Origin of the sequence: Metabacillus flavus (assembly GCF_018283675.1) — a bacterium.
GTDB classification, from domain to species: Bacteria; Bacillota; Bacilli; order Bacillales; family Bacillaceae; genus Metabacillus_B; species Metabacillus_B flavus.
In genome coordinates this window covers 2,731,159-2,757,298 of record NZ_JAGVRK010000001.1, presented here as the reverse complement: position 1 = coordinate 2,757,298, position 26,140 = coordinate 2,731,159, and the positions used below count along the sequence as shown (strand labels likewise).

Annotated in this window: 21 protein-coding genes and 1 other annotated feature; of the genes, 16 read left to right on the top strand and 5 right to left on the bottom strand. The window is 42.7% G+C overall.

Annotated features, from left to right (window positions below; translation table 11 throughout):
* The first annotated feature begins 97 nt into the window (after positions 1 to 97).
* Entirely contained in the window at positions 98 to 2,419 is a 2,322-nt protein-coding gene (gene lon / locus J9317_RS14160) for an endopeptidase La (RefSeq protein WP_211559639.1), read from the top strand.
* Entirely contained in the window at positions 2,416 to 3,006 is a 591-nt protein-coding gene (gene yihA / locus J9317_RS14155) for a ribosome biogenesis GTP-binding protein YihA/YsxC (protein ID WP_211559638.1), read from the top strand. The genes lon and yihA overlap by 4 nt, the downstream gene beginning before the upstream one ends.
* Before the next feature lie 340 nt (positions 3,007 to 3,346).
* Here yihA and J9317_RS14150 read toward each other — a convergent pair whose 3' ends face one another.
* The gene (locus J9317_RS14150) at positions 3,347 to 3,829 is read right to left on the bottom strand and encodes a LiaI-LiaF-like domain-containing protein (RefSeq protein WP_211559636.1); all 483 of its coding nucleotides are present in this window, start codon (positions 3,827 to 3,829) and stop codon (positions 3,347 to 3,349) included.
* 246 nt (positions 3,830 to 4,075) lie between these two features.
* Between J9317_RS14150 and hemA the strand changes: the two genes are divergently transcribed.
* The 8 genes from hemA to ysxE all read left to right on the top strand — a co-directional run bounded on the left by hemA (position 4,076) and on the right by ysxE (position 12,544).
* The gene (gene hemA, locus J9317_RS14145) at positions 4,076 to 5,428 is read left to right on the top strand and encodes a glutamyl-tRNA reductase (protein ID WP_211562408.1); all 1,353 of its coding nucleotides are present in this window, start codon (positions 4,076 to 4,078) and stop codon (positions 5,426 to 5,428) included.
* 15 nt (positions 5,429 to 5,443) lie between these two features.
* A complete protein-coding gene (locus J9317_RS14140) occupies positions 5,444 to 6,274 on the top strand; it encodes a cytochrome c biogenesis protein (protein ID WP_211559634.1) in 831 nt (276 codons plus the stop codon).
* A 30-nt stretch (positions 6,275 to 6,304) separates the two neighbouring features.
* A complete protein-coding gene (hemC, locus tag J9317_RS14135) occupies positions 6,305 to 7,240 on the top strand; it encodes a hydroxymethylbilane synthase (protein WP_211559632.1) in 936 nt (311 codons plus the stop codon).
* Positions 7,237 to 8,010, top strand: coding sequence for a uroporphyrinogen-III synthase (locus tag J9317_RS14130; RefSeq protein ID WP_211559630.1), 774 nt, complete (start codon positions 7,237 to 7,239; stop codon positions 8,008 to 8,010). Before hemC ends, J9317_RS14130 begins: the two co-directional genes overlap by 4 nt.
* Before the next feature lies 1 nt (position 8,011).
* On the top strand, positions 8,012 to 8,989 hold the full coding sequence (hemB, locus tag J9317_RS14125; protein ID WP_211559628.1) for a porphobilinogen synthase: 978 nt from the start codon (positions 8,012 to 8,014) through the stop codon (positions 8,987 to 8,989).
* A 25-nt stretch (positions 8,990 to 9,014) separates the two neighbouring features.
* The gene (hemL, locus tag J9317_RS14120) at positions 9,015 to 10,301 is read left to right on the top strand and encodes a glutamate-1-semialdehyde 2,1-aminomutase (protein ID WP_211559626.1); all 1,287 of its coding nucleotides are present in this window, start codon (positions 9,015 to 9,017) and stop codon (positions 10,299 to 10,301) included.
* 145 nt (positions 10,302 to 10,446) lie between these two features.
* Positions 10,447 to 11,463 carry a stage VI sporulation protein D gene (gene spoVID / locus J9317_RS14115; protein ID WP_211559624.1) on the top strand — a complete coding sequence of 339 codons (1,017 nt, stop codon included), beginning with the start codon at positions 10,447 to 10,449 and terminating at the stop codon, positions 11,461 to 11,463.
* 64 nt (positions 11,464 to 11,527) lie between these two features.
* The gene (ysxE, locus tag J9317_RS14110) at positions 11,528 to 12,544 is read left to right on the top strand and encodes a spore coat protein YsxE (RefSeq protein ID WP_211559622.1); all 1,017 of its coding nucleotides are present in this window, start codon (positions 11,528 to 11,530) and stop codon (positions 12,542 to 12,544) included.
* Between the two features lie 21 nt (positions 12,545 to 12,565).
* Here ysxE and J9317_RS14105 read toward each other — a convergent pair whose 3' ends face one another.
* On the bottom strand, positions 12,566 to 12,757 hold the full coding sequence (locus J9317_RS14105; protein ID WP_035405347.1) for a hypothetical protein: 192 nt from the start codon (positions 12,755 to 12,757) through the stop codon (positions 12,566 to 12,568).
* Between the two features lie 161 nt (positions 12,758 to 12,918).
* Positions 12,919 to 13,151, top strand: a binding site (T-box leader).
* A gap of 45 nt (positions 13,152 to 13,196) precedes the next feature.
* Here J9317_RS14105 and J9317_RS14100 point away from each other — a divergent pair.
* From J9317_RS14100 to J9317_RS14085, 4 genes are all read left to right on the top strand, one after another.
* Entirely contained in the window at positions 13,197 to 15,842 is a 2,646-nt protein-coding gene (locus J9317_RS14100; protein WP_211559620.1) for a valine--tRNA ligase, read from the top strand.
* A 62-nt stretch (positions 15,843 to 15,904) separates the two neighbouring features.
* Positions 15,905 to 17,224 carry a bifunctional folylpolyglutamate synthase/dihydrofolate synthase gene (locus tag J9317_RS14095; RefSeq protein ID WP_211559618.1) on the top strand — a complete coding sequence of 440 codons (1,320 nt, stop codon included), beginning with the start codon at positions 15,905 to 15,907 and terminating at the stop codon, positions 17,222 to 17,224.
* A gap of 78 nt (positions 17,225 to 17,302) precedes the next feature.
* Positions 17,303 to 19,012 carry a GGDEF domain-containing protein gene (locus J9317_RS14090; protein WP_211559616.1) on the top strand — a complete coding sequence of 570 codons (1,710 nt, stop codon included), beginning with the start codon at positions 17,303 to 17,305 and terminating at the stop codon, positions 19,010 to 19,012.
* 157 nt (positions 19,013 to 19,169) lie between these two features.
* Positions 19,170 to 20,840, top strand: coding sequence for a VWA domain-containing protein (locus tag J9317_RS14085; RefSeq protein ID WP_211559614.1), 1,671 nt, complete (start codon positions 19,170 to 19,172; stop codon positions 20,838 to 20,840).
* Between the two features lie 37 nt (positions 20,841 to 20,877).
* On the opposite strand, the gene J9317_RS14080 is transcribed toward J9317_RS14085, so the two are convergent.
* From J9317_RS14080 to J9317_RS14070, 3 genes are read right to left on the bottom strand one after another with little or no spacing between them, the layout of a single operon-like run.
* Positions 20,878 to 22,629, bottom strand: a complete 1,752-nt coding sequence (locus tag J9317_RS14080) for a hypothetical protein (RefSeq protein ID WP_211559612.1) — start codon at positions 22,627 to 22,629, stop codon at positions 20,878 to 20,880.
* Positions 22,630 to 22,646: 17 nt separating this feature from the next.
* Positions 22,647 to 23,264, bottom strand: coding sequence for a PilW family protein (locus tag J9317_RS14075; RefSeq protein ID WP_211559610.1), 618 nt, complete (start codon positions 23,262 to 23,264; stop codon positions 22,647 to 22,649).
* Positions 23,248 to 23,772, bottom strand: coding sequence for a type IV pilus modification PilV family protein (locus J9317_RS14070; protein ID WP_211559608.1), 525 nt, complete (start codon positions 23,770 to 23,772; stop codon positions 23,248 to 23,250). Before J9317_RS14070 ends, J9317_RS14075 begins: the two co-directional genes overlap by 17 nt.
* 302 nt (positions 23,773 to 24,074) lie before the next feature.
* On the opposite strand from J9317_RS14070, the gene J9317_RS14065 reads away from it, so the two are divergent.
* Entirely contained in the window at positions 24,075 to 25,319 is a 1,245-nt protein-coding gene (locus J9317_RS14065) for a hypothetical protein (protein WP_211559606.1), read from the top strand.
* A gap of 29 nt (positions 25,320 to 25,348) precedes the next feature.
* The gene (locus J9317_RS14060) at positions 25,349 to 26,131 is read left to right on the top strand and encodes a PRC-barrel domain-containing protein (RefSeq protein ID WP_211559604.1); all 783 of its coding nucleotides are present in this window, start codon (positions 25,349 to 25,351) and stop codon (positions 26,129 to 26,131) included.
* The last annotated feature ends 9 nt before the right edge of the window (positions 26,132 to 26,140 follow it).

The window sequence follows — 26,140 nt, the reverse complement described above, 5'->3', positions numbered from 1 at the left end:
AAATTAAACATCCAAATAGACACCCTATAAAGAATAAGTTAGAATTAGACAAGAACTCGCACATACTCTATCAAGAAAGAGACGGAGGTGCATAGGTATGGCGAATAATGAGGCAACCATTCCTTTGCTTCCATTAAGAGGGCTATTGGTCTACCCAACCATGGTTCTTCACTTGGATGTTGGCAGGGATAAATCAGTTCAGGCATTGGAAACGGCCATGATGGACGATCACATGATATTTTTAGCTACACAAAAGGACATTTCTATAGATGAACCTGCAGAGGACGATGTATACCGTGTAGGAACATTTACGAAAATAAAGCAGATGCTCAAGCTTCCAAACGGAACGATCCGTGTACTCGTAGAAGGCTTGGAAAGAGGAGAAATCCGATCTTTCCAGGAAGAAAACGATACGCTCATGGTTACGATTGAGACGCTTTCGGATTCATCGAAAAAAGACGTGGAAAGCGAAGCGCTCATGAGAACGCTCCTTGAATACTTTGAGCAGTACATAAAGCTCTCCAAAAAGGTATCCGCGGAGACCTTTGCTTCTGTTGCAGACATAGATGAACCCGGACGCGTTGCGGATCTTGTTGCTTCCCATTTGCCGCTGAAGCTTAAGGAAAAACAGGAAGTCCTGGAGACCGTGGATATAAAAGACCGCTTGCACAAAGTAATCAGCATGATAAACAACGAAAAAGAAGTGCTCAACCTTGAAAAGAAAATCGGCCAGCGAGTTAAACGCTCAATGGAACGGACTCAAAAGGAATACTACCTTCGCGAGCAAATGAAAGCCATCCAAAAGGAGCTTGGAGATAAAGAAGGCAAAACAGGGGAAATCTCTCTGCTTTCAGAAAAGATCGAACAGGCTGGCATGCCAGAGGAGATAAAGGCTGCAGCGCTGAAGGAACTCGACAGATATGAGAAGGTTCCATCCAGCTCGGCAGAGAGCGCCGTCATCCGCAATTATATTGACTGGCTGCTTTCTCTCCCTTGGACAAATGCAACAGAGGATCGGCTTGATTTAAGACTTGCCGAAAAAATCCTGAATGATGACCACCACGGTTTGGAGAAAGTGAAGGAGCGGGTTCTGGAGTATTTAGCTGTTCAAAAGCTGACGAACTCCCTTAAAGGACCGATCCTTTGTCTTGCCGGACCTCCCGGAGTCGGTAAAACATCACTTGCCCGCTCCATTGCAAAATCGCTGAACCGGAACTTCGTGAGAATTTCTCTTGGCGGTGTCAGAGATGAATCTGAAATTCGCGGCCATCGCCGGACCTATGTAGGAGCAATGCCGGGCCGTATCATTCAAGGAATGAAAAAAGCCGGAAGCATCAATCCGGTCTTCCTGCTGGATGAAATCGATAAGATGTCCAGTGATTTCAGAGGGGATCCTTCTTCAGCATTGCTTGAAGTCCTGGATCCGGAACAAAACCATAACTTCAGTGACCATTATATAGAAGAAACCTATGACCTTTCGAAGGTGATGTTTGTCGCTACAGCCAATAATCTTGCAACTATTCCGGGTCCGCTGCGCGACCGGATGGAGATCATAACGATTGCGGGATATACGGAGCTTGAAAAGATCCATATTGCCAAGGACCACCTAATGCCGAAGCAGCTCGAAGCTCATGGACTGAAGAAGGCCAATCTTCAGGTGAAAGAGCCAGCCTTGCAGAATATAGTGCGGTATTATACAAGAGAAGCGGGAGTGCGCGGAATGGAGCGCCAGCTTGCAGCTATTTGCCGTAAAGCAGCCAAAAAGATTGTGTCTGAAGAAAAGAAAAAAATTATTGTTTCGGACAAAAATCTTCAAGATTACCTTGGAAAACAGATATTCCGCTATGGTCAGGCGGAAATCGAGGATCAAATAGGAGTTGCCACCGGCCTCGCATATACAACCGTTGGAGGCGATACCCTATCAATCGAAGTATCCTTGTCCCCTGGGAAAGGAAAGCTGATTCTAACCGGCAAACTGGGTGACGTGATGAAAGAATCCGCTCAGGCGGCCTTCAGTTTTATCCGTTCCCGGGCAGAGAAATTGGATATCGATCCTGATTTCCATGAAAAGAATGATATCCATATTCACGTTCCAGAAGGAGCTGTCCCAAAAGATGGGCCTTCAGCTGGTATTACGATGGCGACTGCTCTTATCTCCGCTCTTACAGGAAGACCTGTGAGGAAAGAGGTAGGAATGACAGGAGAGATCACCTTGAGAGGCCGTGTGCTTCCAATCGGCGGTTTGAAGGAAAAATCCCTGTCAGCCCACAGGGCCGGGTTGAAAAAAAAAATTTTGCCTAGAGAAAACGAAAAAGACCTGGAAGATATACCGGAAAGCATTCGCAATGATCTGACGTTTGTTCTAGTGTCCGACATTGAAGAAGTGCTTAAGCATGCATTGACTGGAGAACCGAAATGAAAGTAACCTCATCAGAAATTGTAATAAGTGCTGTAAAACCAGAGCAATACCCAGACGCAGGCCTTCCCGAAATTGCGCTTGCAGGCAGATCGAATGTTGGAAAATCCTCCTTCATCAACAAACTGCTGAACCGTAAAAATTTGGCCAGGACCTCTTCAAAACCGGGGAAGACGCAAACGCTGAACTTCTATATTATTAATGAAGTCCTCCATTTTGTGGACGTACCCGGATACGGATTTGCGAAAGTATCCAAGAGCGAGCGGGATGCATGGGGAAGAATGATTGAAACGTATTTAACGAACAGGGAAGAATTAAAAGCTGTCGTTCTCATTATTGATGTCCGTCATAAACCGACGAAAGATGATATCATGATGTACAATTTCCTTAAACACTATGGGATTCCTGTGATTGTTGTCGCAACCAAAGCGGATAAAATTCCGAAAACGAAGTGGCAAAAGCACGTGAAAATTGTAGAAGAGGAACTTGAGCTTGCTGAAGAAGATTCCATCGTTCTCTTCTCCGCTGAAACAGCCAAAGGCAAGGAAGAGGCATGGGGAGCCATTAAGAGGCTGACTGGAGTAAAATAAAGAAGAGATTGTCCATAAATTAGTCTGGTTTTGGCTGATTTCCGCTGCAGATTGCTTGCTTTCCGCGGGGCGGGCGGTGAGCCTCCTCGGCGCAAACGCCTGCGGGGTCTCACCTGTCCCGCTGCTCCCGCAGGAGTCGCGCATCTTCCGCTCCAATCAGCCTAACCATAGTTGTTCTAAATACCTATTATTAAAACAGAACCCCCGGAATGCAACAGCATCCCGGGGGTTTCGATTTCAATCCTTTTCCTCTCAGCAGAACTTTTTAGCCAGCCCCTCTTTTTGATTGCTTATTTCACCAATCATTGTAAAAAAGCTTTTCCTTTTAAGGAATATTTTCTTATTTTTTCCTGAATAATAAGAATAGCCCTGCTGCTAAAAACAGGAAAGGCCAAAATTTTTCGGCATAGCCAATTCCCTGTTGAAGCTGGCTGAAGGTATCCGCTATCTGCTGGAAATAATGGATAAACAGTCCTGCAAGAAGAACGACAGCTCCTGAAGCATATCCGCTTTTGGCTTTAATAGAAGCGAGAAGCAAGGATGCTCCTACTATGATGGTGATTCCGGCTGGATGATTAGGCCACGCTGGATTTTTTCCTGACATCAGAAAATGAATGCCCAGTCCTGTCATAATCAATCCTGTTACCAGATATGTATCATCTTTTCCAGCCAAGCTGGTTAGAAGAAAAACGGCTCCAAACAGCAGGATCAGGGTCTGCCAGCTGTTTTGTTCCGGAAAGAGCACAATGTTCAGCTTTTGCAGCAGAAAATAGGCTCCGATCATGATTAAAAAGTAGGCTGGGAATGCTGGTCGCTGTTTCATGGGTCACCTCAATTAATGGATTCTCTCTTGAAAGAAAGCGCTTTTTTTGGTAATGTACATGGTGGAATACATACGTTGATTGAATTTCTGTTTCATACTCTGTTCACATTTTAACAGAAGCACACTTTTCTATCATGTTATAATATAAAATAGAGAAGAAGTAAATGATTAGACAAAGAATTATTTTTACTTTAGAATAATTATTGTTATTTAAGTGCTAGAAATGATAGGGGGGTATTGAAGAAAGTGCATATTTTAGTTGTAGGCTTAAATCATAAGACTGCCCCTGTTGATATACGTGAAAAGCTCAGTTTTGATCCCGCTGAACTTGGGTCAGCCATGAAAAAACTAAAAACGCAGAAGAGCGTTCTTGAAAATATTATTGTTTCTACGTGCAACCGCACAGAGATTTATGCGGTAGTCGACCAGCTTCATACCGGCAGATATTATCTTAAGGCATTTTTAGCCGAGTGGTTTGCACTTGAAATGGAGCAGTTCGCTCCGTTCCTGACTTTTTACGAGAATGATGGGGCTGTTGACCATCTTTTCCGCGTTTCATGCGGTCTTGATTCAATGATTGTAGGAGAAACTCAAATTTTGGGACAGGTGCGGTCAAGCTTTCTGGACGGACAGGAACTGCAGACGACAGGTACTGTTTTTAACTATCTATTTAAGGAAGCGATAACGCTAGCTAAAAGAGCCCATTCTGAAACCGAGATTGGCAGCCATGCGGTGTCCGTAAGCTACGCAGCTGTTCAGCTTGCGAAGAAGATATTTGGAAGTTTATCCGCAAAGCACGTACTGATTCTCGGTGCAGGCAAAATGAGTGAGCTCGCTGCCCAGAATCTTCACGGAAACGGCGTCAGCGAGGTAACGGTTGTAAACAGGACGTATGAAAAAGCGAAACAGCTGGCAGAAAAATTCAGCGGCAAAGCGAAAAGCTTCTCAGAGCTTAGAGCGGCCCTTGAAGATGCAGACATCGTCATCAGTTCAACAGGTGCAAAGGATTTTGTTGTCACGAAAGAAATGATGGCAGAGGTCGAAAAGCAGCGCAGAGGAAAACCATTATTTATGGTGGACATTGCTGTTCCCAGGGATATTGATCCTGCAATCAATGATTTGGAAAGCATTTTTCTATACGATATTGACGACCTGGAAGGTATAGTAGAGGCTAACATGCAGGAGCGCAGAGCGGCAGCTGAGCGGGTTGGGATTATGATCGAACTGGAAATTGTGCAGTTTAAGCAATGGCTGAACACGCTTGGAGTCGTTCCTGTCATTACGGCGCTCCGCGAGAAAGCTTTGTCGATTCAGTCTGAGACGATGCAGAGCATTGAAAGGAAAATGCCGGACCTGTCAGAGCGGGACATTAAGCTCTTAAACAAACATACAAAAAGCATCATAAACCAGCTTCTGCGTGATCCGATTCTAAAGGCGAAAGAGCTTGCAGCCGAACCGGATGGCGACGAGGCACTGGAACTTTTCACAAATATCTTTAATATTAGTGAACAGGTCAAACAGCAAAAAGAAAAAAATAATCAATCTGAGCGCGCTGTCGAATCTCAAACCGTTCAGCACGTTTCCTATCCATCTTACTAGAAAGGATATGGCTAAATGATTGGGTTGGACCTGAACCGCCTTAATGAAGCAGCGGTCATTATATATGCTTGCTGTGTACTTTTCTATTTTATTGATTTTGTTCATACGAACCGGAGGGCGAGCAAAATTGCCTTCTGGTTGCTTTCTATTGTTTGGCTGCTGCAAACAATTTTTTTGTTTTATGAAATGGCCGTATTCGGGACGTTTCCGATCTTAAATATAGTTGAAGGCTTATATTTTTACACGTGGGTGCTCGTGACGCTTTCACTCATTTTAAACTGGCTGCAAAAGGCTGATTTCATTCCCTTTTTCACGAGTGTACTCGGATTCATCATGCTGGCCCTGCATACCTTTGCCTTTTCGCAAAATCAGCCTGGACAGCTATCTGAACAGCTGATTTCAGAACTGTCGATCATTCATATTACCATGGCTATCTTATCGTATGGGGCGTTTTCGCTCAGCTTTGTTTTTTCCATGCTATATTTGCTCCAGTACAGGCTTTTAAAGAAGAAGCAATGGGGGAAAAAGCTCATTCGGATCAATGATCTGTCGACGCTTGATCACATGGCATACATATTGAATGTAACAGGAGTTCCGATGCTGCTGCTCAGCTTAATCCTCGGGTCGATTTGGGCCTTCATCAAGCTGCCGGACTTTCAATGGTATGATCCGAAGGTAACGGGCTCGTTTGGAGTTATTGTTGTTTACAGCATGTATTTGTACATTAAAATCGTTAAGAATCAGCAGGGAAAACCGATTGCATTATGGAATGCGGCAGCTTTCCTTGTTTTGCTCATTAACTTTTTCTTATTTGGAAGTTTGTCCCGTTTTCACGTGTATTCATAGATTTCGGGAATGGAGATTGGGAGGATACACATGAGGAAAATCATTATTGGATCCAGAAAAAGCAAGCTCGCATTAACGCAGACAAATTGGTTTATCCGGAAGCTTCAAGACTTGGGTCTGCCATACGAGTTTGAAGTGAAAGAGATCGTAACAAAAGGTGACCGCATTTTAGATGTGACTTTATCTAAGGTGGGAGGCAAAGGTCTGTTTGTGAAAGAAATTGAACAGGCCATGTTTGATGGAGAGATTGATATGGCCGTCCACAGTATGAAGGATATGCCGGCTGAACTTCCAGCAGGACTGACCATTGGCTGCATGCCCAAGCGTGAAGATGTAAGGGACGCATTGATCTCAAAAGATCACATGAAACTTTCTGAGCTGCCGGAAGGCGCTGTTATCGGTACAAGCAGCCTGAGAAGAAGTGCACAGATTTTATCCATTCGGCCGGATCTTAAGATTAAATGGATCAGAGGAAATATTGATACACGCTTAACAAAGCTTCAAACGGAAGATTACGATGCCATTATTTTAGCCGCAGCCGGGCTTTCCAGAATGGGCTGGAGCGAGGATACGGTTACGGAATACTTAGATCCTTCCGACTGTCTGCCTGCTGTCGGCCAAGGGGCACTGGCAATCGAATGCAGAGAGAGCGATTCGGAGCTGCTCGAAATTCTTTCAAAGGTATCAGATGCTGAAACTGTTGAAACCGTTAACGCAGAAAGAGCTTTTCTGAAAGACATGGAAGGCGGATGCCAGATTCCAATTGCCGGGTATGCGGTTCTTACCGATGATCAGGAAGTACAGCTAACAGGCCTTGTAGCTGATCCAGATGGCAAAATCATTTACCGTGAAACGATGACAGGCGCTATACCGTCAGACCTTGGGAAAAGGCTTGCCCGCAAGCTTGAAGAGCAGGGTGCCAAAGAACTTATTTCCCGGGTAAAGGAGGAACTGGATCCGTCATGAATAAAGAGAAGCCGCTTAGTGGAAAAAAAATCTTGATTACAAGAGAAAAAAACCAGGCGGCTTCTTTTGCGCGTCTCATTGAAGAGAAAGGCGGCTTGCCGTTTGTCATTCCTCTCATTGCTTTTGATGCCGCTGATGATGAGACACAGATTCTGAACGAGCTGAGCAGGCTTCACACGTACCAGTGGATTATTTTTACCAGTGTAAATGGAGTCCGTTTTTTCGATTACTTCATGAAAATGGGAAGATTTCCTTTACCGCAGAATATTCGGATTGGCGCGGTAGGGAAAAAGACAGCCCGCTCTCTTGAAGCAATTGGGATGAAAACCAGCATAGTTCCCAAAGTTTTTTCGGGAGAAATGCTGGCTGAAGAAATGGCACAGACTGCAGCTTCCGGAGACCGCGTTCTTATTATAAGAGGGAGCTTGTCAAATCGGGCAGTCTTTACGAGAATGAAAGAAAAGGGAATCGAAGCTGCCGAGTTAATCCTATATAAAAATCAGTCTGTATCAGGCCATAGCGGGGAACTTTCCCGGCTGCTTGAAACAGGAAATATTGATTACGCCACGTTTACGAGCCCGTCTATCGTGCGCTCTTACATGCAGAGAACGGAAGGACTGAACGCACGGGAGCCGGTATTTGTCTGCATTGGAGACGTGACAGCTGAAACACTGAAAGATTACGGGTATGATGGGCTTATAGCAAGTCCTTTTACCATTGAAGGAATGGTAGAGAGAATCATTGCACATGTACATGAGGAGGAATCTTAAGATGGATTTACAGTTTGCCAGACACCGCAGACTTCGTTCAAGCGAAGGAATGCGGGCGATGATGAGAGAAACATTTCTAAGACCGGAAGATTTCATTTATCCGATTTTTGTCGTAGAGGGAGAGAACAAGCGGAATGCAGTGGCGTCCATGCCGGGTGTTGAACAGGTATCGCTGGATCATCTAAATACAGAAATGCAGGAGCTTGTGGATTTAGGAATCCGCTCCGTGATTGTTTTCGGAGTTCCTGATTATAAGGATGCAGTAGGATCTGAAGCATACCATGATCATGGGATTGTTCAAAAAGCGATCCGTCAAATTAAAGAGAGCTTTCCCGATTTAACAGTTGTAGCGGATACGTGCCTTTGCCAATATACGGACCACGGTCATTGCGGAGTAATTGAAGAGGGGAAAATACTTAATGACCCGTCCCTTGATTTGCTGGCCAGAACAGCGGTCAGCCAGGCTAAAGCGGGTGCTGACATTATTGCCCCTTCCAATATGATGGATGGATTCACAGCAGCAATCCGTAAAGGGCTCGATGAAAATGGCTTCGAAGATGTCCCGGTTATGTCTTATGCCGTTAAATATGCGAGTGCTTTTTACGGTCCTTTCCGCGATGCAGCACACAGTACCCCGCAGTTTGGAGACCGCAAAACGTATCAAATGGATCCGGCTAACCGCTTGGAAGCAATGAGAGAAGCAGAATCCGATGTACGGGAAGGAGCGGACTTCCTGATTGTGAAACCGGCTCTCTCCTATCTTGATATAATGCGCGATGTGAAAAACAGCTTTAATCTCCCGATTGTTGCCTATAATGTAAGCGGTGAGTACTCCATGATTAAAGCAGCGGCTCAAAATGGATGGGTTGACGAAAAAGCGATTGTTCTTGAGAAACTGACAAGCATGAAGCGCGCTGGCGCGGACCTGATTATCACGTATCACGCAAAAGATGCAGCCCGGTGGCTGAAGGAGCAGTAACGATTAGGAAAGGGGCCGGAATACGATGAGAAGCTTTGAAAAATCCAAGCAGGCATTTAAGGAAGCTCAAGGGTTAATGCCGGGCGGTGTAAACAGTCCGGTTCGAGCATTTAAATCAGTGAATTTGGATCCTATTTTTATGGAGCGCGGAAAAGGCTCCAGAATTTACGACATTGACGGCAATGAATACATTGACTACGTCCTGTCATGGGGCCCGCTTATTCATGGACATGCCAATGATCAGGTTGTTGAGTCTTTGAAAAAGGTCGTAGAATCAGGAACGAGCTTTGGAGCCCCTACTCTGGTTGAGAACGAACTGGCTAAGCTCGTTAAAGAACGGGTTCCATCGATTGAAATCGTCCGGATGGTAAGCTCAGGAACGGAAGCAACGATGAGTGCCCTCCGCCTTGCACGCGGCTACACGGGACGCAATAAAATCATTAAATTCGAAGGCTGCTACCACGGACATGGAGACTCCCTCCTTATTAAAGCAGGTTCAGGAGTTGCTACTCTCGGTTTGCCTGACAGCCCGGGAGTCCCTGAAGGGGTAGCGAAAAATACCATTACGGTCCCTTACAATGACCTGGAAAGCATCCGGGCTGCATTTAATGAATTTGGAGATGATATTGCCGGAATCATTGTTGAGCCGGTTGCAGGGAACATGGGCGTTGTGCCTCCTCAGCCCGGGTTCCTTGAAGGACTGAGGGAAGTAACGAATCAATACGGAGCGCTTCTTATTTTTGATGAAGTGATGACCGGCTTCAGAGTCGGCTATAACTGTGCTCAAGGCTATTTCGGAGTAACGCCGGACTTGACTTGCCTTGGAAAAGTAATCGGCGGAGGTCTTCCGGTAGGGGCTTACGGCGGGAAGGCTGAAATTATGGAACAGATCGCTCCGAGCGGCCCGATTTATCAAGCGGGAACACTTTCAGGCAATCCGCTCGCCATGACAGCGGGACTGGAAACACTGAAGCAGCTTACACCGGAAAGCTATCAGGAATTTGCCCGCAAAGCCGATCTTCTTGAAGAAGGGCTGTCGGCAGCAGCTGAAAAGTACGGCATTCTGCACACCATTAATCGAGCCGGATCCATGATTGGGATTTTCTTTACGAATGAGCAGGTCATCAATTATGATAAAGCGAAAACATCAGACTTGGATTTCTTTGCTTCCTACTACAGGGAAATGGCAAACGAAGGAGTCTTCCTTCCTCCTTCCCAATTTGAAGGGCTTTTCTTATCCACTGCTCATACAGATGATGATATAAGCAAAACGATTTCAGCTGCAGAGAAAGCATTCAGCAGGCTGAAGTAATGCAAGAGCTGCCCGGGCTTTGTCCTGGACAGCTTTTTTTGCTTTAAAAGGTCCGATCCACAAGAAGTTCTTTTTTCCTTCCTGCCCTCATAAAGTGAAAGTGTCATGATTCTATGCGTTAGTTTCAAGAAGGGAGGAAAACAGCTTGTCACAGGATGCGGCATTGCGATTTTCTGTAGAAGAGTCTGTTTGGTTTCAAAAAGGACAGGAAGTGTTTGAACTTTTATCGATATCCCTGGATCCGAATATAGCGATTGAAGAGCATGATCAGTATGTTTCCATAAGAGGAGCCCTTCAGCTGACGGGAGAATATCGTGCGGTTCTGAATCCTGAAAATGACGATAAGGAATTTGAGTTTTCAGCAGCGCGCTTCGTTAATGAGGTAAATGTCAGAGAGGACGGCACCCATGAGCTTTTGCACCGGTTTCCAGTCGATATAACGATTCCCAAAAACAGAATTGACAAGATCGAGGAAGTCTATGTATCCATTGACTCGTTTGATTACGATTTGCCTGAAGCGAAATGCTTAAAGCTGTTTGCTGACTTGTCTATAACAGGCATAGACGAGAATCGCAGGGAAGCGGAAGAGGTACAAGCAATTCAGGAAGTTCGAGAAGAGGAAAAGGAACAGCAGTTTGAAGCTCTTTACCGGGATGAAGCTGTTCAGCATGCGGATGAAGAAACGTACGAAGCAGAAGCGAGAACAGAAGCGGAAAAAGAAGAGGCATTTCAGGAGCTTTATGCTTACAGAAGTGAAGAAGAGGCGCTGTTGAATGAAGAGACTGGAAGAGAATATCCTGAAATTGACGTGGAGGTTCGAAAACAGTCCTTTGAGTACCAGGAAATACAGCCATTACATGAGGAACCTGCAGTTAAAGAAGCAATAGCAGATCACCGGTCAGAAGCAAGAGAAAAACAGGGATCCGCCGGTGCACAAAGTGAAAACTCATTATTGCTTACAAAATTGTTCGGCCGTGATGAAGATGAAGAACTAACCAGGCTTAAGATATGCATCGTGCAGCAGGGAGAAACCATTGATTCTATTTGCGAGCGCTATGCTTTATCCGCTCAGCAGTTAATCAGGGTTAACCATCTGGCTGCAGATAAAGATGTTTATGAGGGGCAGACTCTTTACATTCCCCAATACGCCAGCAGCAAGTAAATGTATATAAAAGCTGAGGCTACTCAGCTTTTTTTCATCATCAAATAAATAAGTGGTGAAACCAATGGAGGACTTTCAAGCTATTCTTGACCAGTACCAGGTAAAACTCGAATTTGCGGAACAGCATAGTCCGAGGCTTATTAAAGTGTATTCCCCGCAGGGCACCTTTGCTCTCAAAAAACTGAGAGCTTCAAGATCTGCCGTGTTTGAGGATCGGGTCCGTTCTGTGTATGAAGCCGGCTATACGAATCTTATCCCTATATACCGCAATGTTCATAATCAATTGGTTACCGCAGGCAGACAGGATTATTATTATCTCATGCCCTGGCTCCCGGATTCACAGTCTGATGAACGCAGTGCAAGGCATGATTATCTATTTAAAGAGACCGCAAAGCTGCACAGAAAGACTTTGCAGGAAATCAAATTAAAGGGTGGAGAAGCGGAAGCGAGCTTTGAAGCCACCAAAAAGAGATGGGAAGAGCAGAAAAACGCGTATGAAGCATATGTTGAGAAATGCGAAAAACAGTGGTATCTTTCCCCGTTTGAGCTTCAGGCTGTAACGTATTTTGTTGAAGCTGCACGGGCAACAGATTTTGCAATTGAAAGGCTAGAGGAATGGAACGAAGCCATGAAGGAAAAAGAGACAGCGAGGACTTCATTTATTCATGGAAACTTGTCCGTTCAGCATGTGGTATATGATTCCAGTGAGAAGAGCTATTTAATCAATTTTGAAAAAGCCCGTCGAGCGGCGCCGATGAATGACCTCCTTCAGTTTTATTATAAAACCTTTAATACGTATCCGATTCGCTGCGAAGAATGTGTAGACTGGTTTTACACCTACCAAAAGGATTTCCCTTTTACAAAGGAAGAAATGCCGCTTTTTATCAGCTACCTATCCTATCCCGAGGCACTATACCGGACTGTCCTTGCGCCGGGAAATCAAATGAATAAACCATCTCAGCTGCAGCAAAACAAGGATTTGATTAAGGCATATTGGTATTTTAAAAACAACGAATACTTTGTGATGAGGCTTGTGGATATCGAAAATAAGAAAAAGGCTGAAGCACAGACTGAGGGATGACAGGTCCCTCTTTTTTTATGCTTACAGCCAGCCCATATGAAAAGCTAAAGCGAGGAAAATCAAAGCAGCAAGGAGGAGGACATCAAAGCCGGTGGGGAAAAGAAGAGTCCGTATACCCTGGAAAATAGTGATCGGAATGATAAATTGTACTGCAGTCACCCTCAGCTCTTTAACCCAAGGAGGTACTGTATAGGAATTAAAACGTTTTCGCATTCGTATTCACCTCCCATAATGAGTTATAATCAGTTTATGTACATATGCCCCGGGTGTGCCTGCCTTGAATACAAGTATAAAAATATAAAAAAACGGGGAAGATGTTGACGAAAAAAACATTTTTATAATACTATTATGGGTAGAACATGAAAAGAATATGTTGAAATGCATGGATAGGGAAGAGTACAGGCATACCGCGCCTAAAGAGAGGGAAATCATCTGCTGAAAGATTTCTCAGGATTGCGGGACTGGAAGGTCGCCCTTGAGCAGTTTTCCTGAACGTTTAGTAGGGAAAGCCGGCGCAGGCCGTTAATACGTCTAAGAGCATGGGAGCAGGCTTTATTTTCCCATGAAAAAAGGTGGTACCGCGAAATCAGCTCCTTTCGTCCTTTTGGATGGGAGGAGTTTTTATTTTGTCAATTTTTAGGAGGAACCGGAAATGAATGAAAATCAGCAGCCCAATCTGCCAACAAAATACGATCCAAATGCAGTAGAACAGAACCGCTACCAATTTTGGCTGGACGGAAAATATTTTGAAGCAGAAAACAACCAGGACAAACAGCCTTACACGATTGTAATCCCTCCCCCAAACGTAACTGGAAAGCTCCACCTCGGTCATGCCTGGGATACAACCCTGCAGGATATCCTTACCAGGATGAAGCGCATGCAGGGGTATGACGTGCTGTGGCTTCCGGGAATGGATCATGCCGGCATTGCAACACAGGCAAAAGTGGAAGCAAAGCTCCGTGAAGAGGGAAAATCCCGCTACGACCTTGGACGCGAAGCATTCGTTGAAGAAACGTGGAAATGGAAGGAAGAGTATGCATCTCATATCCGTGAGCAGTGGTCAAAGCTTGGACTCGGGCTGGATTACTCCCGTGAACGCTTTACTCTTGATGAGGGGCTTTCAAAAGCAGTTAGGGAAGTATTTGTCACGCTTTACAACAAAGGACTGATCTACCGCGGTGAGTACATCATTAACTGGGATCCTGCAACGAAAACCGCATTATCGGATATAGAGGTTATTTACAAGGATGTACAAGGTGCGTTTTATCATATGCGCTATCCGCTTACAGATGGATCGGGCCATATTGAGATTGCAACGACCCGGCCGGAAACGATGCTAGGGGATACAGCGGTAGCGGTTCACCCTGAGGACGAGCGCTACAAACACCTGATCGGAAAAATGGTCACCCTGCCGATTACCGGCAGAGAAATTCCAATTGTGGCCGATGACTATGTGGATATGGAGTTTGGGTCTGGAGCGGTTAAAATTACTCCTGCCCACGATCCGAATGATTTTGAAATTGGAAACCGGCATAACCTGCCTCGCATTCTCGTTATGAACGAAGATGGAACGATGAATGATAAAGCAGGCAAATATGAAGGAATGGACCGTTTTGCCTGCCGCAAGCAAATTGTGAAGGATCTGCAGGAGGATGGTGTGCTTTTCAATATCGAAGACCATCCGCACTCAGTTGGACATAGCGAACGAAGCGGTGCTGTAGTTGAGCCTTATCTTTCTACACAGTGGTTTGTAAAAATGCAGCCGCTGGCTGATGCAGCAGTTGATCTTCAATCCTCTGACGAAAAAGTAAATTTTGTTCCTGAGCGGTTTGAAAAAACATATTTGCACTGGATGGAAAACATCCGCGACTGGTGTATTTCAAGACAGCTATGGTGGGGACACCGCATTCCAGCCTGGTATCACAATGAAACGGGTGAGGTTCACGTTGGACATGAGCCGCCATTCAATCCTGAAAACTGGAAGCAGGATGAAGATGTACTCGATACATGGTTCAGCTCCGCACTTTGGCCGTTTTCAACGATGGGGTGGCCTGACACAGAATCCATCGACTATCAGCGCTTCTATCCGACTGATGTTCTCGTAACCGGCTATGATATTATCTTTTTCTGGGTATCACGGATGATTTTCCAGGGTCTCGAGTTTACAGAACAGCGTCCATTTAATGATGTTCTCATTCACGGACTTGTAAGAGATGATCAAGGCCGCAAAATGAGTAAATCTCTCGGTAACGGTGTAGATCCAATGGAAGTGATTGACCAATACGGAGCGGATTCACTGCGGTACTTCCTTGCAACGGGCAGTTCACCCGGGCAGGATTTGCGCTTCAGCTTTGAAAAGGTTGAGTCCACTTGGAACTTTGCCAATAAAATTTGGAATGCCTCCCGTTTTGCATTGATGAACATGGAAGGATTGACGTTCGATCAAATCGACTTAACCGGGGAAAAATCAGTGGCGGATCAATGGATACTAACACGCCTGAACGAAACCATTGAACAAGTGACGAAGCTTGCTGACCGCTATGAATTCGGTGAAGTCGGCCGTGTTCTTTACAACTTTATCTGGGATGACTTCTGCGACTGGTATATTGAAATGGCTAAAATTCCATTGTACGGGGAAGACGAGGCGGCAAAGCATACGACTCGTTCCATTCTTGCATACGTGCTGGATCAGACACTAAGACTCCTTCATCCAATTATGCCGTTTATCACGGAGGAAATCTGGCAGAGTCTTCCACATGAAGGAGAATCCATTACGGTTGCCAAATGGCCTCAAGTAAAACCTGAGCTAAGCAACGAGCAGGCGGCAAGCGATATGAAGCTGCTGATGGAAATTATCCGTTCAGTCCGGAACATCCGTGCGGAAGTGAATACGCCGATGAGCAAAAAAATTCAGCTAAAAATCAAAACAAAACATGAAGAAGCGACACAGCAGCTTGAAAACAACCGCTCCTATCTGGAACGCTTCTGCAACCCAAGCTCGCTTGAAATCGGAACAGATTTGCCTTCCGAGGATAAGGCGATGACAGCAGTAGTTACTGGAGCAGAACTCATTCTTCCGCTTGAAGGCTTGATTAATATGGAAGAAGAAATGAAACGCCTTGAAAAAGAACTGGATAAATGGACGAATGAAGTAGAACGTGTCCAGAAGAAACTGGGTAACGAAGGCTTCGTGAAGAAGGCACCTGAAAAGGTCATTGAAGAAGAACGTGCGAAGGAAAAAGAATACGTCGAAAAACGGGATTCCGTTTTGGCGAGAATTGCAGAATTGAAAGGCTAAAGCTTTTAAGGTGATCATCATCAGGATGGTCACCTGCTTTTTTATCCTAGTGAGGTGATAAGATGCTGAATACATATGAAGAAGCACTGAATTGGATTCACTCCCGTTTAAGGTTCGGGATTAAACCAGGCCTTGGCCGAATGATTGGAATGATGGAGAAACTCGGGAATCCTCATAAGAAGATTCCGGTGATCCATGTAGCAGGTACGAACGGGAAGGGTTCAACGGTTTCCTATATGAGGTCCATATTAAATGAGGCGGGCTATAAGGCAGGTACCTTTACTTCTCCTTACCTGGAGACGTTTAATGAACGGATCAGCATGAACGGTATTCCCATCAGTGATGCTGACCTAGTCCGGCTGGCAAATGCCATAAAACCTGTGGCAGAAAGAGTGGAAGCAGAAACAAACGAAGCACCGACAGAATTTGAAATCATCACGGCCATGGCGTTTCTTTATTTTGGAGAAATGAATCCACCTGATTATGTCCTGCTAGAAACCGGACTTGGCGGTAGACTGGATTCCACGAATATAGCAGAACCGATCCTGTCCATTATTACAAATGCCGGCTTTGACCATATGAACATTCTTGGCAATACGATAGAGGAAATCGCAACGGAAAAAGCCGGAATCATTAAAAGGAATACCCCGGTGGTGACAGGTGTAGAGAAAAGCAAAGGGCTTGAACAGATCCGGAAGAAAGCAGCGGATGAAAATGCCGAAGTGTACGTATTAGGTCAAGATTTTCAAACAAGTGAGGTTCAGTCACACACTGAAGGCGAAACATTCTCTTTTACATCTCCATTTGGAAACTGGAAGGACCTCCAGATTTCAATGTTCGGAGTGCATCAGACCGTTAATGCATCGCTGGCTCTCACCGCCCTTTCCCTGCTAAAAGAAAAAGGACACATCCAGCTATCAGATGAACAAGTCAGACAAGGTTTGTATGCAGCAAAATGGAGCGGAAGATATGAAGTAATCAGCCGTGAACCGCTCATCGTGATAGACGGTGCACATAATCTTGAGGGTGTACAAAGCTTAACAAAAACGCTGCGAAGCCATGAAAGAGGAAAAACGATTCATATGCTCTTTACTGCGCTTGAAGACAAAGAATATGGAAAAATGCTGAATGAATTAGAAAAGGCAGCTGATTATCTATATTTTACTGAATTTGATTTTCCCCGCGCAGCTTCCAGTGCGTCCCTATACAACGCCTGCCGAATAGAAAATAAGAGAATAGCAGAGGACTGGAAATTATTTTTGAAAGAATTTCCCAAGAACTTAAATCGCGATGAAATGCTGATTATATGCGGGTCTTTGTACTTTATTTCTCAGGTTCGACAATATCTGCTAGCAGACAAAAAGAAAATTTTAGGCGAATAGACCTAAAAAGTTAACACAACCGTCAGAAAATTTGCTAAAATATAGAACAAATAGAGGACGGCTGAAGGAGGGGCTGCGTTGGATAAACGTCTGCTGATCACCTTATGGTTAACATGGGCTATTGTTTCGCCAATCATTTTATATTTAACGTATCAAATCTGGCCGCCTGATCTGGCAGGGCAATCGCTGCAGGACTTGATTCTTTTCCTCGTGCTGATGTGCGCGGTAGCATTAATGCCGATTGTGGTAAATGGAACACCCGTCTTTTTTGTAGAAGGGGTTTCTCTTGCTGTCTTTTTATATTTTGGATTATTTGCAGAAATGGTGATGATTCAGCTTGCCATGATTGTTTTGCTTTTGAGAGTGCGGATCGGGTGGAAAGATCTTTACAGGTACCCTGTTAACTTTCTCATGTTCATGATGATCTCCTTAGTAAGCGGTGCAGTATATGAATGGATGGACGGCGGCCATGGCTCCCAGGAACTGACTCTTTGGTTTATTGCAAGTATCCTTGTTTATGTTTTGGTTTCCCTTTTTGTAAATTACTTAATTTTAAATAACATCATTTGGAGATATATTTACAAAAGAAAAGCCCCTTTCTTTTCAAGAGATTTCCTATGGGAAGCCTTTGCTGCAAGCATCGTTTCTCCATTCGGATTTATTCTTTATGTATTATACGGACAGCTTGGCATACTTGCTCTTTTTTATGTGGGACTTCCCATTGTCGTCATCTCAATCATGCTGAATCATTATTATGCAGCGAAGCACGTCAATGTCTATTTGCAAAAAGCAAGTGAAGTGGGGTATCAGCTCACAGAAAGATTGAAAGTTGAAGATGTTCTGGATGTGTTTCTTGAAAAAATAACAGAAATGATTCAAGTGGATTATGCGTATATCATCGATATCGTGGACCAAGCCTCTCTCAAAGTCATTCGTAAAATGGAGGATGGAAAACATAAAAATTCTCCAGACAAAGTTGTTTCATTAAACGAAGGAATCAGCGGGTATGTTTACGCTAGAAAAAAGAGTTTTCTCTTTCATAAACGAACTCAATGGGAGCATCTGAGCAAATATATCCCCCAAGCTGCCCAGAGTATGATGGCATTCCCGGTATTCAGGCATCAGCAAGTAGTAGGCGTTGTTATCTTGGCTTCCAATAAAAGAAGAAAATTTGAAAACCATCAGCTAATGATCGTGAATCTGCTGATTGCCCATCTTGCTGTTGCGATTGAAAATGCCCGCTACCACGAAGAAACAGTTAAGCAGTCTGTCCGATGCTCCTTAACCGGTCTGTATAACTATCGTTTTATGGAAGCGGAGCTCGAAATGGAATTTCGCAGAATGAAAGACGGAGCCTTATCTCAGCTGGCTCTGATCCTGCTCGACATCGACCACTTCAAACGGGTCAATGATACGTACGGGCATCAATCCGGAAATGAAGTGCTGATCCAGCTCGCAAACCGTCTTGAAAAATTCATCGGAAGCAAGGGAACAGCAGCAAGGTACGGCGGAGAAGAATTTGTCGTTCTGCTGCCGGAAATCGATAGAAATGCAGCTCTTGCACTGGCTGAAGGCCTCCGGAAGGAAATTGCAGGAAAGCCGTTTCTTATTGAACAGGACTTGGAAGGGCAGTCGAAACAGCAAATTTTTATTACAGCGAGCATTGGTATTGCCCAAGCCCCGCTTGACGCTGACGATGCTTTGTCACTGGTCCGCCATGCTGACAGGGCCATGTACACCGGAGCCAAGCAGGCAGGCAGAAACAAGGTAGCTGGATACACAAAATAAGCATTGTTGAGCCGGTCTAAAAGGGCCGGTTTTTTTGTCGAAAAATTAATATTCACTTTATAGGAAAAAATGATTATACCATTCAATTAATTTGGTATAATGTGAATGTCAAGACAAAGTTTTACATTTCTAATGAGTCTATAGGAGGAGCATACCGATGATTAAACGGATATTTGCCGCTGTTTTACTAATGTCGCTGTTTATTTCGCAATTCATATTACCTAGTCAATTTGCTTCCGCTGAAGCTGGCATATCGATTGAGTCTGAGGTTCGCGCTGCTCCTGAAGAGGTATATTTAGAGTTCGGGAAGAATGCAGAATCTACTGTACAAATTGATGTGACACCAAAAGGAGAGGCTCCTAAGACGGAAAGACCTCCAGTTGATGTCGTTTTAGTATTCGATAAGTCAGGTTCGATGAACGATCTCGTCAACGGCAAGTCAAAAATGATGCATGCGAAGGAAGCGATGACTGCCGCGCTCGCAACTTTTAATGAGAATAACCGAAACAGAATGGTGAAAGACCGTTTTGCGCTTGTGGCATTTGATTCAGGCGTTAGCGATGCAAATTCTCAATTTGTTTTGAATTCCAATACTTCCGGCATAACGGACAAGGTTACGGCCATGAAGGCGGAGGGCGGGACGAATTATACCAACTCTCTTGAAAAGGCGAGATTAATCTTAGAGGGTGGGAAGGATTTACCGAACAGAAAGCAACACATCATTTTTATGACAGATGGAAAGCCTACCAATTCTGAAAAAGTGGATAACACTAACGGGGTATTTAAAGAATTATTTGAAGAAAATGATTATAGAAGCCGCTTTGGAAACTTCTCTTACTGGGGTAAAAGTTTGTATGGTCTTACTCTAGGATTTATGGGGAAAAATTATGTAATTGGGGATTCCAGCAACCGGACCTATAATATTATTGGTCAAAAAAAGCAGTATCTGGATACAAATCCAGGTAGAAATTACGTAATTGTTGAGCATAACAGCAAATATTATATAGAACAGAAGACTTCTGAAGCCGTTCAGACTAATATAAAGGACCATATTGATGAGCAGGCAGAGCTGATAAGTGAAAAAGGAATAATTTTAAATTCCATTGGATTTGGCGAAGCACAGAATGGAGCTCAAATCGATATGAAATTATTGGAAGATATTTCGATCAAGGGGCAGGCTATAAATGCTGTTGGGAACGATATTGTTAGCATATTAAAGTTTACCTCTGAAAATATTACATCTAGTAAGAGAAGCCTTTCGAATGGATATGTCCAATTTTCTCTTCCTGAAGGTGCTAAATTAGTTATGGAAAAGGATTCTAAAATCACGCAATCAACTTCAACTAATGGACTGTACAAACTGCCATTGAAAGATATTTTGTATGAACCGCTGCCAAACCCTAGTAAGATCAGTCATTATCTGACTCTGTCGTTTACTAAATCCGGACGTTATGTTTTTAATTTCCAGGTGGTCTATAATGGCGGAGAATACACACTTAATAAACAAGCAACAATCAACGTATTGGAAATTTCCGTTAATAATGTTGCATTTAACCCAATTGAAATTAACGTGGGTGAGACAATCAATCTTAAAGAATACTTAAAATTCGATCCGCTGAATGCAACAAACCAATATATTGAGAGTATGACAAAAGGGCCAACTAATGCTTTTATACTAACTGTTGAAAACGGAGTGTTTAAAGCTAAGGGTTTAAATCCAGGATTTGATTCTGTAAAGGCCGTTGTAAAAGATGGCCAGAAACAAATAAATGCAGCGGGAACCATTGTTGTAAAAGATCCGAATGATTCTTCAGAGCTAAAATGGTAAAAAAAAGGCCTTTCCACTAGGGAAAGGCCTTTTCTATTTAACGATTAATTAACGTATCATCCATGATGACCTGATATTTATCAACGCGCGGGAGAGCATCCAGCTGATCGATTAATACAGATGGATTATGGGTAACCTTAAACCTCGAAGTCTGGCCCTTCTGAACATCAGAATTTTGAAAATCTGTTAGAATCGTAGCACGCTTCACTGAATTTTGTCTGATTGCATTAATGGTCAATTTATTTTCAGCAAAAATACCGCCATTAATCTTAAAGATCGATCCAACCCCATACAGCTCAGCAGCTCCGTCCGTATATAAAAATGCATCAATCGGCTCAATCTGATCGTGATCCTTAAACTCATTGATTCGTGATACAGACAAATCACCATTAGACATCACAACAAGCTGTTTTCCTTGTATTCCTTTAATATTTGTATTTGAAATTGAAGTTTTTCCTAGTACATATATTGTCGAGTCTACAAGAACATCATCATCCTCAATGGTTTCTGAATTTCCGGATTCGTCGGTTTGGTTTCCTTTTATCGTTAAATTTCCGGTTACAAAAATATTTCCAGATAATCTGATTGGAATTTTGGTGCTGGCCAATATGTCAAGGTCCCCGTTTACAATCATCCATTTTTTGTCTGCAAGTTCAAAACTTTTTTGAATCGTAAGAGGTTGAAGGTTTTTTAGAACTTTAAATTTATTTAATGCGGTTTTATTGAATTCCGTATAAATGATGTTTTGGGAAAGATTCTTATTGATTGAATGGATATCTTCCAGATTACCAAGCTGATCATCTATTACTTTCAGTGTGTTTGAACAGATTCCATTATTTGAAGTAACATTAGAAAGCAAGGGCGGGAAGAGCCATTCCAGTAATTTTGTATTACACGGTTTAACTAAAGCAGATATTGCGTTTGTAATTGAATCTTCTGTTTCAAAGTCACCCTCAGTAAAAGCTGTGACAGAACCGACTTCATTCAAAACTTGCGCGAGTGTATTTTTAAAGTTTACAGGGATATAATCTTCTGTATCCCGTTGAAAAACCGCTTTAGAGCCTTCTTCAAAATAGCTGCTTAATAGTGAGTAATTAGTCAGATTGGTTTTTCCGTTAATACTGGTACGAATAATTGCTTTTCCATCGAGCTTTGGAAATCGAGTGGAAGCTGTTTTAGGGGTTCCCTTTGAAGAAGCATCAACATATTGTGCCTCCTGACTAGCAGATAATTTATTTGTGTAAATATTTCCGATGAATTCGGAGGCACCATTTAAAAACATCTCTCCGTTAGGACCGGTTCCGGCTGCATAATTTAGAAATGAAGGGGTAGGAGAGAGAAAGATTCTTTTTGTAACCGTCTTTTTTCTAGACCCTTCTTTAGCGGTATAAGAGAATTCGTATGCTCTTGTTAAATATTTATCAATATCAATGCCATATTCAGAGGATTTTGAGAGATCCGTTATTTGAAGGGGATTAGCTTGTCCGTCAGTAGCTGTCATTTTCAATAAATCTGTCTTTACTGTATTGAGCTTGGTATTGATGCTTGCAATATTAGTCACACTTGTCAATTTAAATTGAGATTGATCCGTTACTTTATTCCGGAATTGTACAATCACTTCATTTAATGTCTTTTTAGCCGCAGCTGTAAGTTCTATGTCATCAATCCGGATTTCTGTCCGTTTAGTACCTCCTAATGAACCAGCCACAATCGTCACTCCCAGTACAGTGAAAATGAGGGAGACAAGCATAACGGTCAGTAAGGTCTGGCCTCTCTGGTTATTTAACATTTTCTTCTCCTCCATGCTTAGAACCCGAACTGACTCTTAAGTGTCATTGGTTTAACCGTAATATGTTTGTCTGCCGAAAAATTGGCATCCTGTATTTGAATCGTCATTTCTACAAGACCTGATTTACAAGATTTTGTTTCATCCGCAGACTGTTCCAAACAAATGATATTTGCAGAATCCAATGGATTATTGGGCAAAATCAATTCATAGGGTGCTTGTGTAAGAAAAACAGTCTCCAGCTTGCCGTTATTGTTTGTGATCTTTTTAACTTGCTTGTCGAAAATAAAAGTTGTTGTAATAGTTTCAGAATTATTCTGTTCAAGGAAAATACCATTATTATTTTTAATAACCTTGTTCTGGGTAAAACGCAGACAAGGGATTCCTTTCTGTTCTGCAGAGCATAATTCAGCGTTGTCGATTCTTGATTGATCCAATACATCCAGCAAGTCTGAGAGTACATAATCCGCTTCATCCCTCAGCTGAACTTCAACTCCTGTTTTTTCATACGTTTTAATGCCCATTATGAATACGTTATAAAAAACGGTTAAAACAATACCCGAAACCGCTAAAACAGCAAGAAGTTCAATTAAAGAAAGGCCATGCTCATTCTTCCATAGGTCAGCGGCTGTTTTCATTGGCAATGTACCCCTCGAGCTGAGTATTGCTTTGATCCCAGGAAACATTGACGGTCATTGGAATCAGGGAGCTTTGAAGATTTTTATCGGTATGTTTTTTTACTTCAACAGTTACTGAAAACTGGCGGTTATTTATTTTTGGAGAAAAATTCAATGCGCATCTAGATGTTTCTACTCCATTAATCGTAATTTTTTCAGTTTGATTCAGTACCATTTCATCACTGGTTAATTTGTCATTATTACAGGCTGATGACTGAATGGATGTTGAACCGCTTTCTTTCACATAAAATTTATCAATGCTGCTGAAGCTTTGCTGCTCCATATAACTGATCATGTTGCGTGCAACATAAATACCCAGTGTCTTATCTTCATTTTTATTAGAGAAATCCATAGCCTGGTTAAAAAATTGCAGCATTCCAATGGTCAGAATGCTGAAAATGGAAATGGATATGAGTACCTCAATTAAGGTAAATCCCTTTTCATCGGAAGAAATTATTCTTTCAAACAATCCAATCCCTTCTTTCAAATTCAATAAACTTATTATACAATAAGTGATAGTCGAATAATGTCTTTTTTAGGGATTTTTTTACTGGTTTTAGATTTTTGTAGTTCTTTCCGCATGAAACTTTCGACCGAGGTGATCGATTGGATTTTTATAATTGGAATAGTATATTGTATTTGCTGGCAGGCCTATTTATCTGGATTCCAGTTTTTCTCCTGATACCTATACAGCTTCGATCAGAGGGCAAGTGGGTTATAACCGCTGTATCCTTTTTGCTCGCTATGCTGTATAAAGGAGCTTCACAAATAATGCCTATATGGCAAGCGATTTTAATAACGGTAATGCTGCTCGGTATGGCAGCTTATTTTCTTCATCAGAAGGCTTCAAATCTGCTTCTAGCGGATGGACCTGATGACGAAGATGAGATTTATGAGCAGGAGTCTTATTTTAAGGCAGTTGAGAAAAATCAACTTGTAACAGCCGAGCAAGAATCTGTAGCTGTAAATGAAAAGAAGGCAGAACAGAACGAAGAGATTGATATTAAAGGTAATGAAGATGAGGAAAATTTGGATTTAGATTGGTTTTCAGAAGAAACTCCCTCTGAAAAAGAGAGTCCTATAGAAGAATCTATAACTTCAAGGGAAGAGATGGCTGAACAGGCTGAAGAGAATACTGATAAAGGTAATGAAGATGAGGAAAATTTGAATTTAGATTGGTTTTTAGAAAAAACTCCCTCTGAAAAAGAAATACTTATAGAAGAATCTTTAGAAGAAGCAATTGATGACTCTGATGAAGGCCAGGGACCAGCAGACATTAACGAGTGGTTCGAAAAACTGAACGAAGAAGATTTACTGGAAGACGAAGACAGTGAAGAAGAAGCCAATACTTTAGATAATTGGGATTTCTTGAATGAAATTTCTGAAATGAAGGAAAATGACGTTGTTGAGCTGCCAGCGGCTCATGAGGTAGATGATATGGAACTCGCATATAAATCCGATTCTGATGTGGATGAGGAAGCACCCGATCCATCTATTGCAGAGGAAGAGCGGAAAATATTTGATTCCTGGTTTGAAGAAGATTCAGATAATGAACAATATTTAAGTAAGGAAGAAAATTCACGGAATTATGATATTGACCTGGATATCCTGGAGCCGGTAATCGTGAATGCCGAAGAAGAAAAAGAAGTTCAGGATAATCTAGAAGAAATCCTTATGCCTAATCCTGGTGATGAAGAATCAGAAAAATTATATGGTAACTTCTTGGAGTATAAGCAAAAAGGGATGTCAGATGACATATTTGAGGCACTCTATAACCAGCTTGTTGTGCTAAAAGAAACTTCTCATGGACATGAATTCAATGCCATAATGGATGATGTGCTCATCCAGGCAAAAGGGATCCGCGAGTACTTCGTTTTTGCGCAATTATATTTAAATTATTTAGCAGAATCCAGCCAGGAGGATAAATTCAGCAATGTATACAGAGAAGCAGTCGAACATTTGCAAGGCTATCCATATTTGACTGAACAGTTATCCTGGACAAAACAGAAAAAGTAAATCTACTAATCTATTAGGTGTGGTGAACGATGAAGAAGAGTATAGAAATTGTAGGATTGCCTATTATTTGCATATCAGAAGGAACGGAAGCGGGAGAGGTAAAGTCATTGGTTATCAATCCGGAAAAAGGAACGGTTGATTTTCTAACAGTCGAGCATGCCGAGTGGCAGGTAAGTGTTAAAGCTATTCCGTTTAAAAAAATAGTCGGGATCGGTGAATATGCGGTAACGATTGAATCTGAGAACTCTATTATTGACTTGAATGAAATTCCAATTGCTAATCAGCTTGTGAATAAGCGGATTAAAATAAATGACACTCGCGTAATGACCAGGAAAGGCCAGTTGCTGGGAGAGGCTCAGGAATTTTATGTGGATGAAGATAACGGCACGATTCTCGGCCTTCAGATTGGACAAAGAGATAAACAGGTCATCATCAATTCTGAGGATGTCATGACATTTGGAAAAGATATACTGGTTGTTAAAGAGGATGTTAAGTACTATGAGTCTCCTGAACAATTAATGATGCAAGAAGAAGAGATTGAGGAAATTATTCAGGCATCTATCCCTGTGACTGTATCAAAACCAGCTCCGCCGGCACCGGAATCCAATAAATATGTTTCTCAGCCAATGGATGAAATAAAAGAAAAACAGCTGCAGCTGCTTGCAGGTAAGCGGGTTGTGAAAGATATTTATACAAAATCAGGCCATATTCTTGTCAAAAAGGACAGCCTTCTGTCTGAGGAATCCATTCGTCAGGCACAGGAAGAAGGTCCTGGCATTATTGTAGAACTATCCATGAACGTTGAAATGTAAGGAGTAATG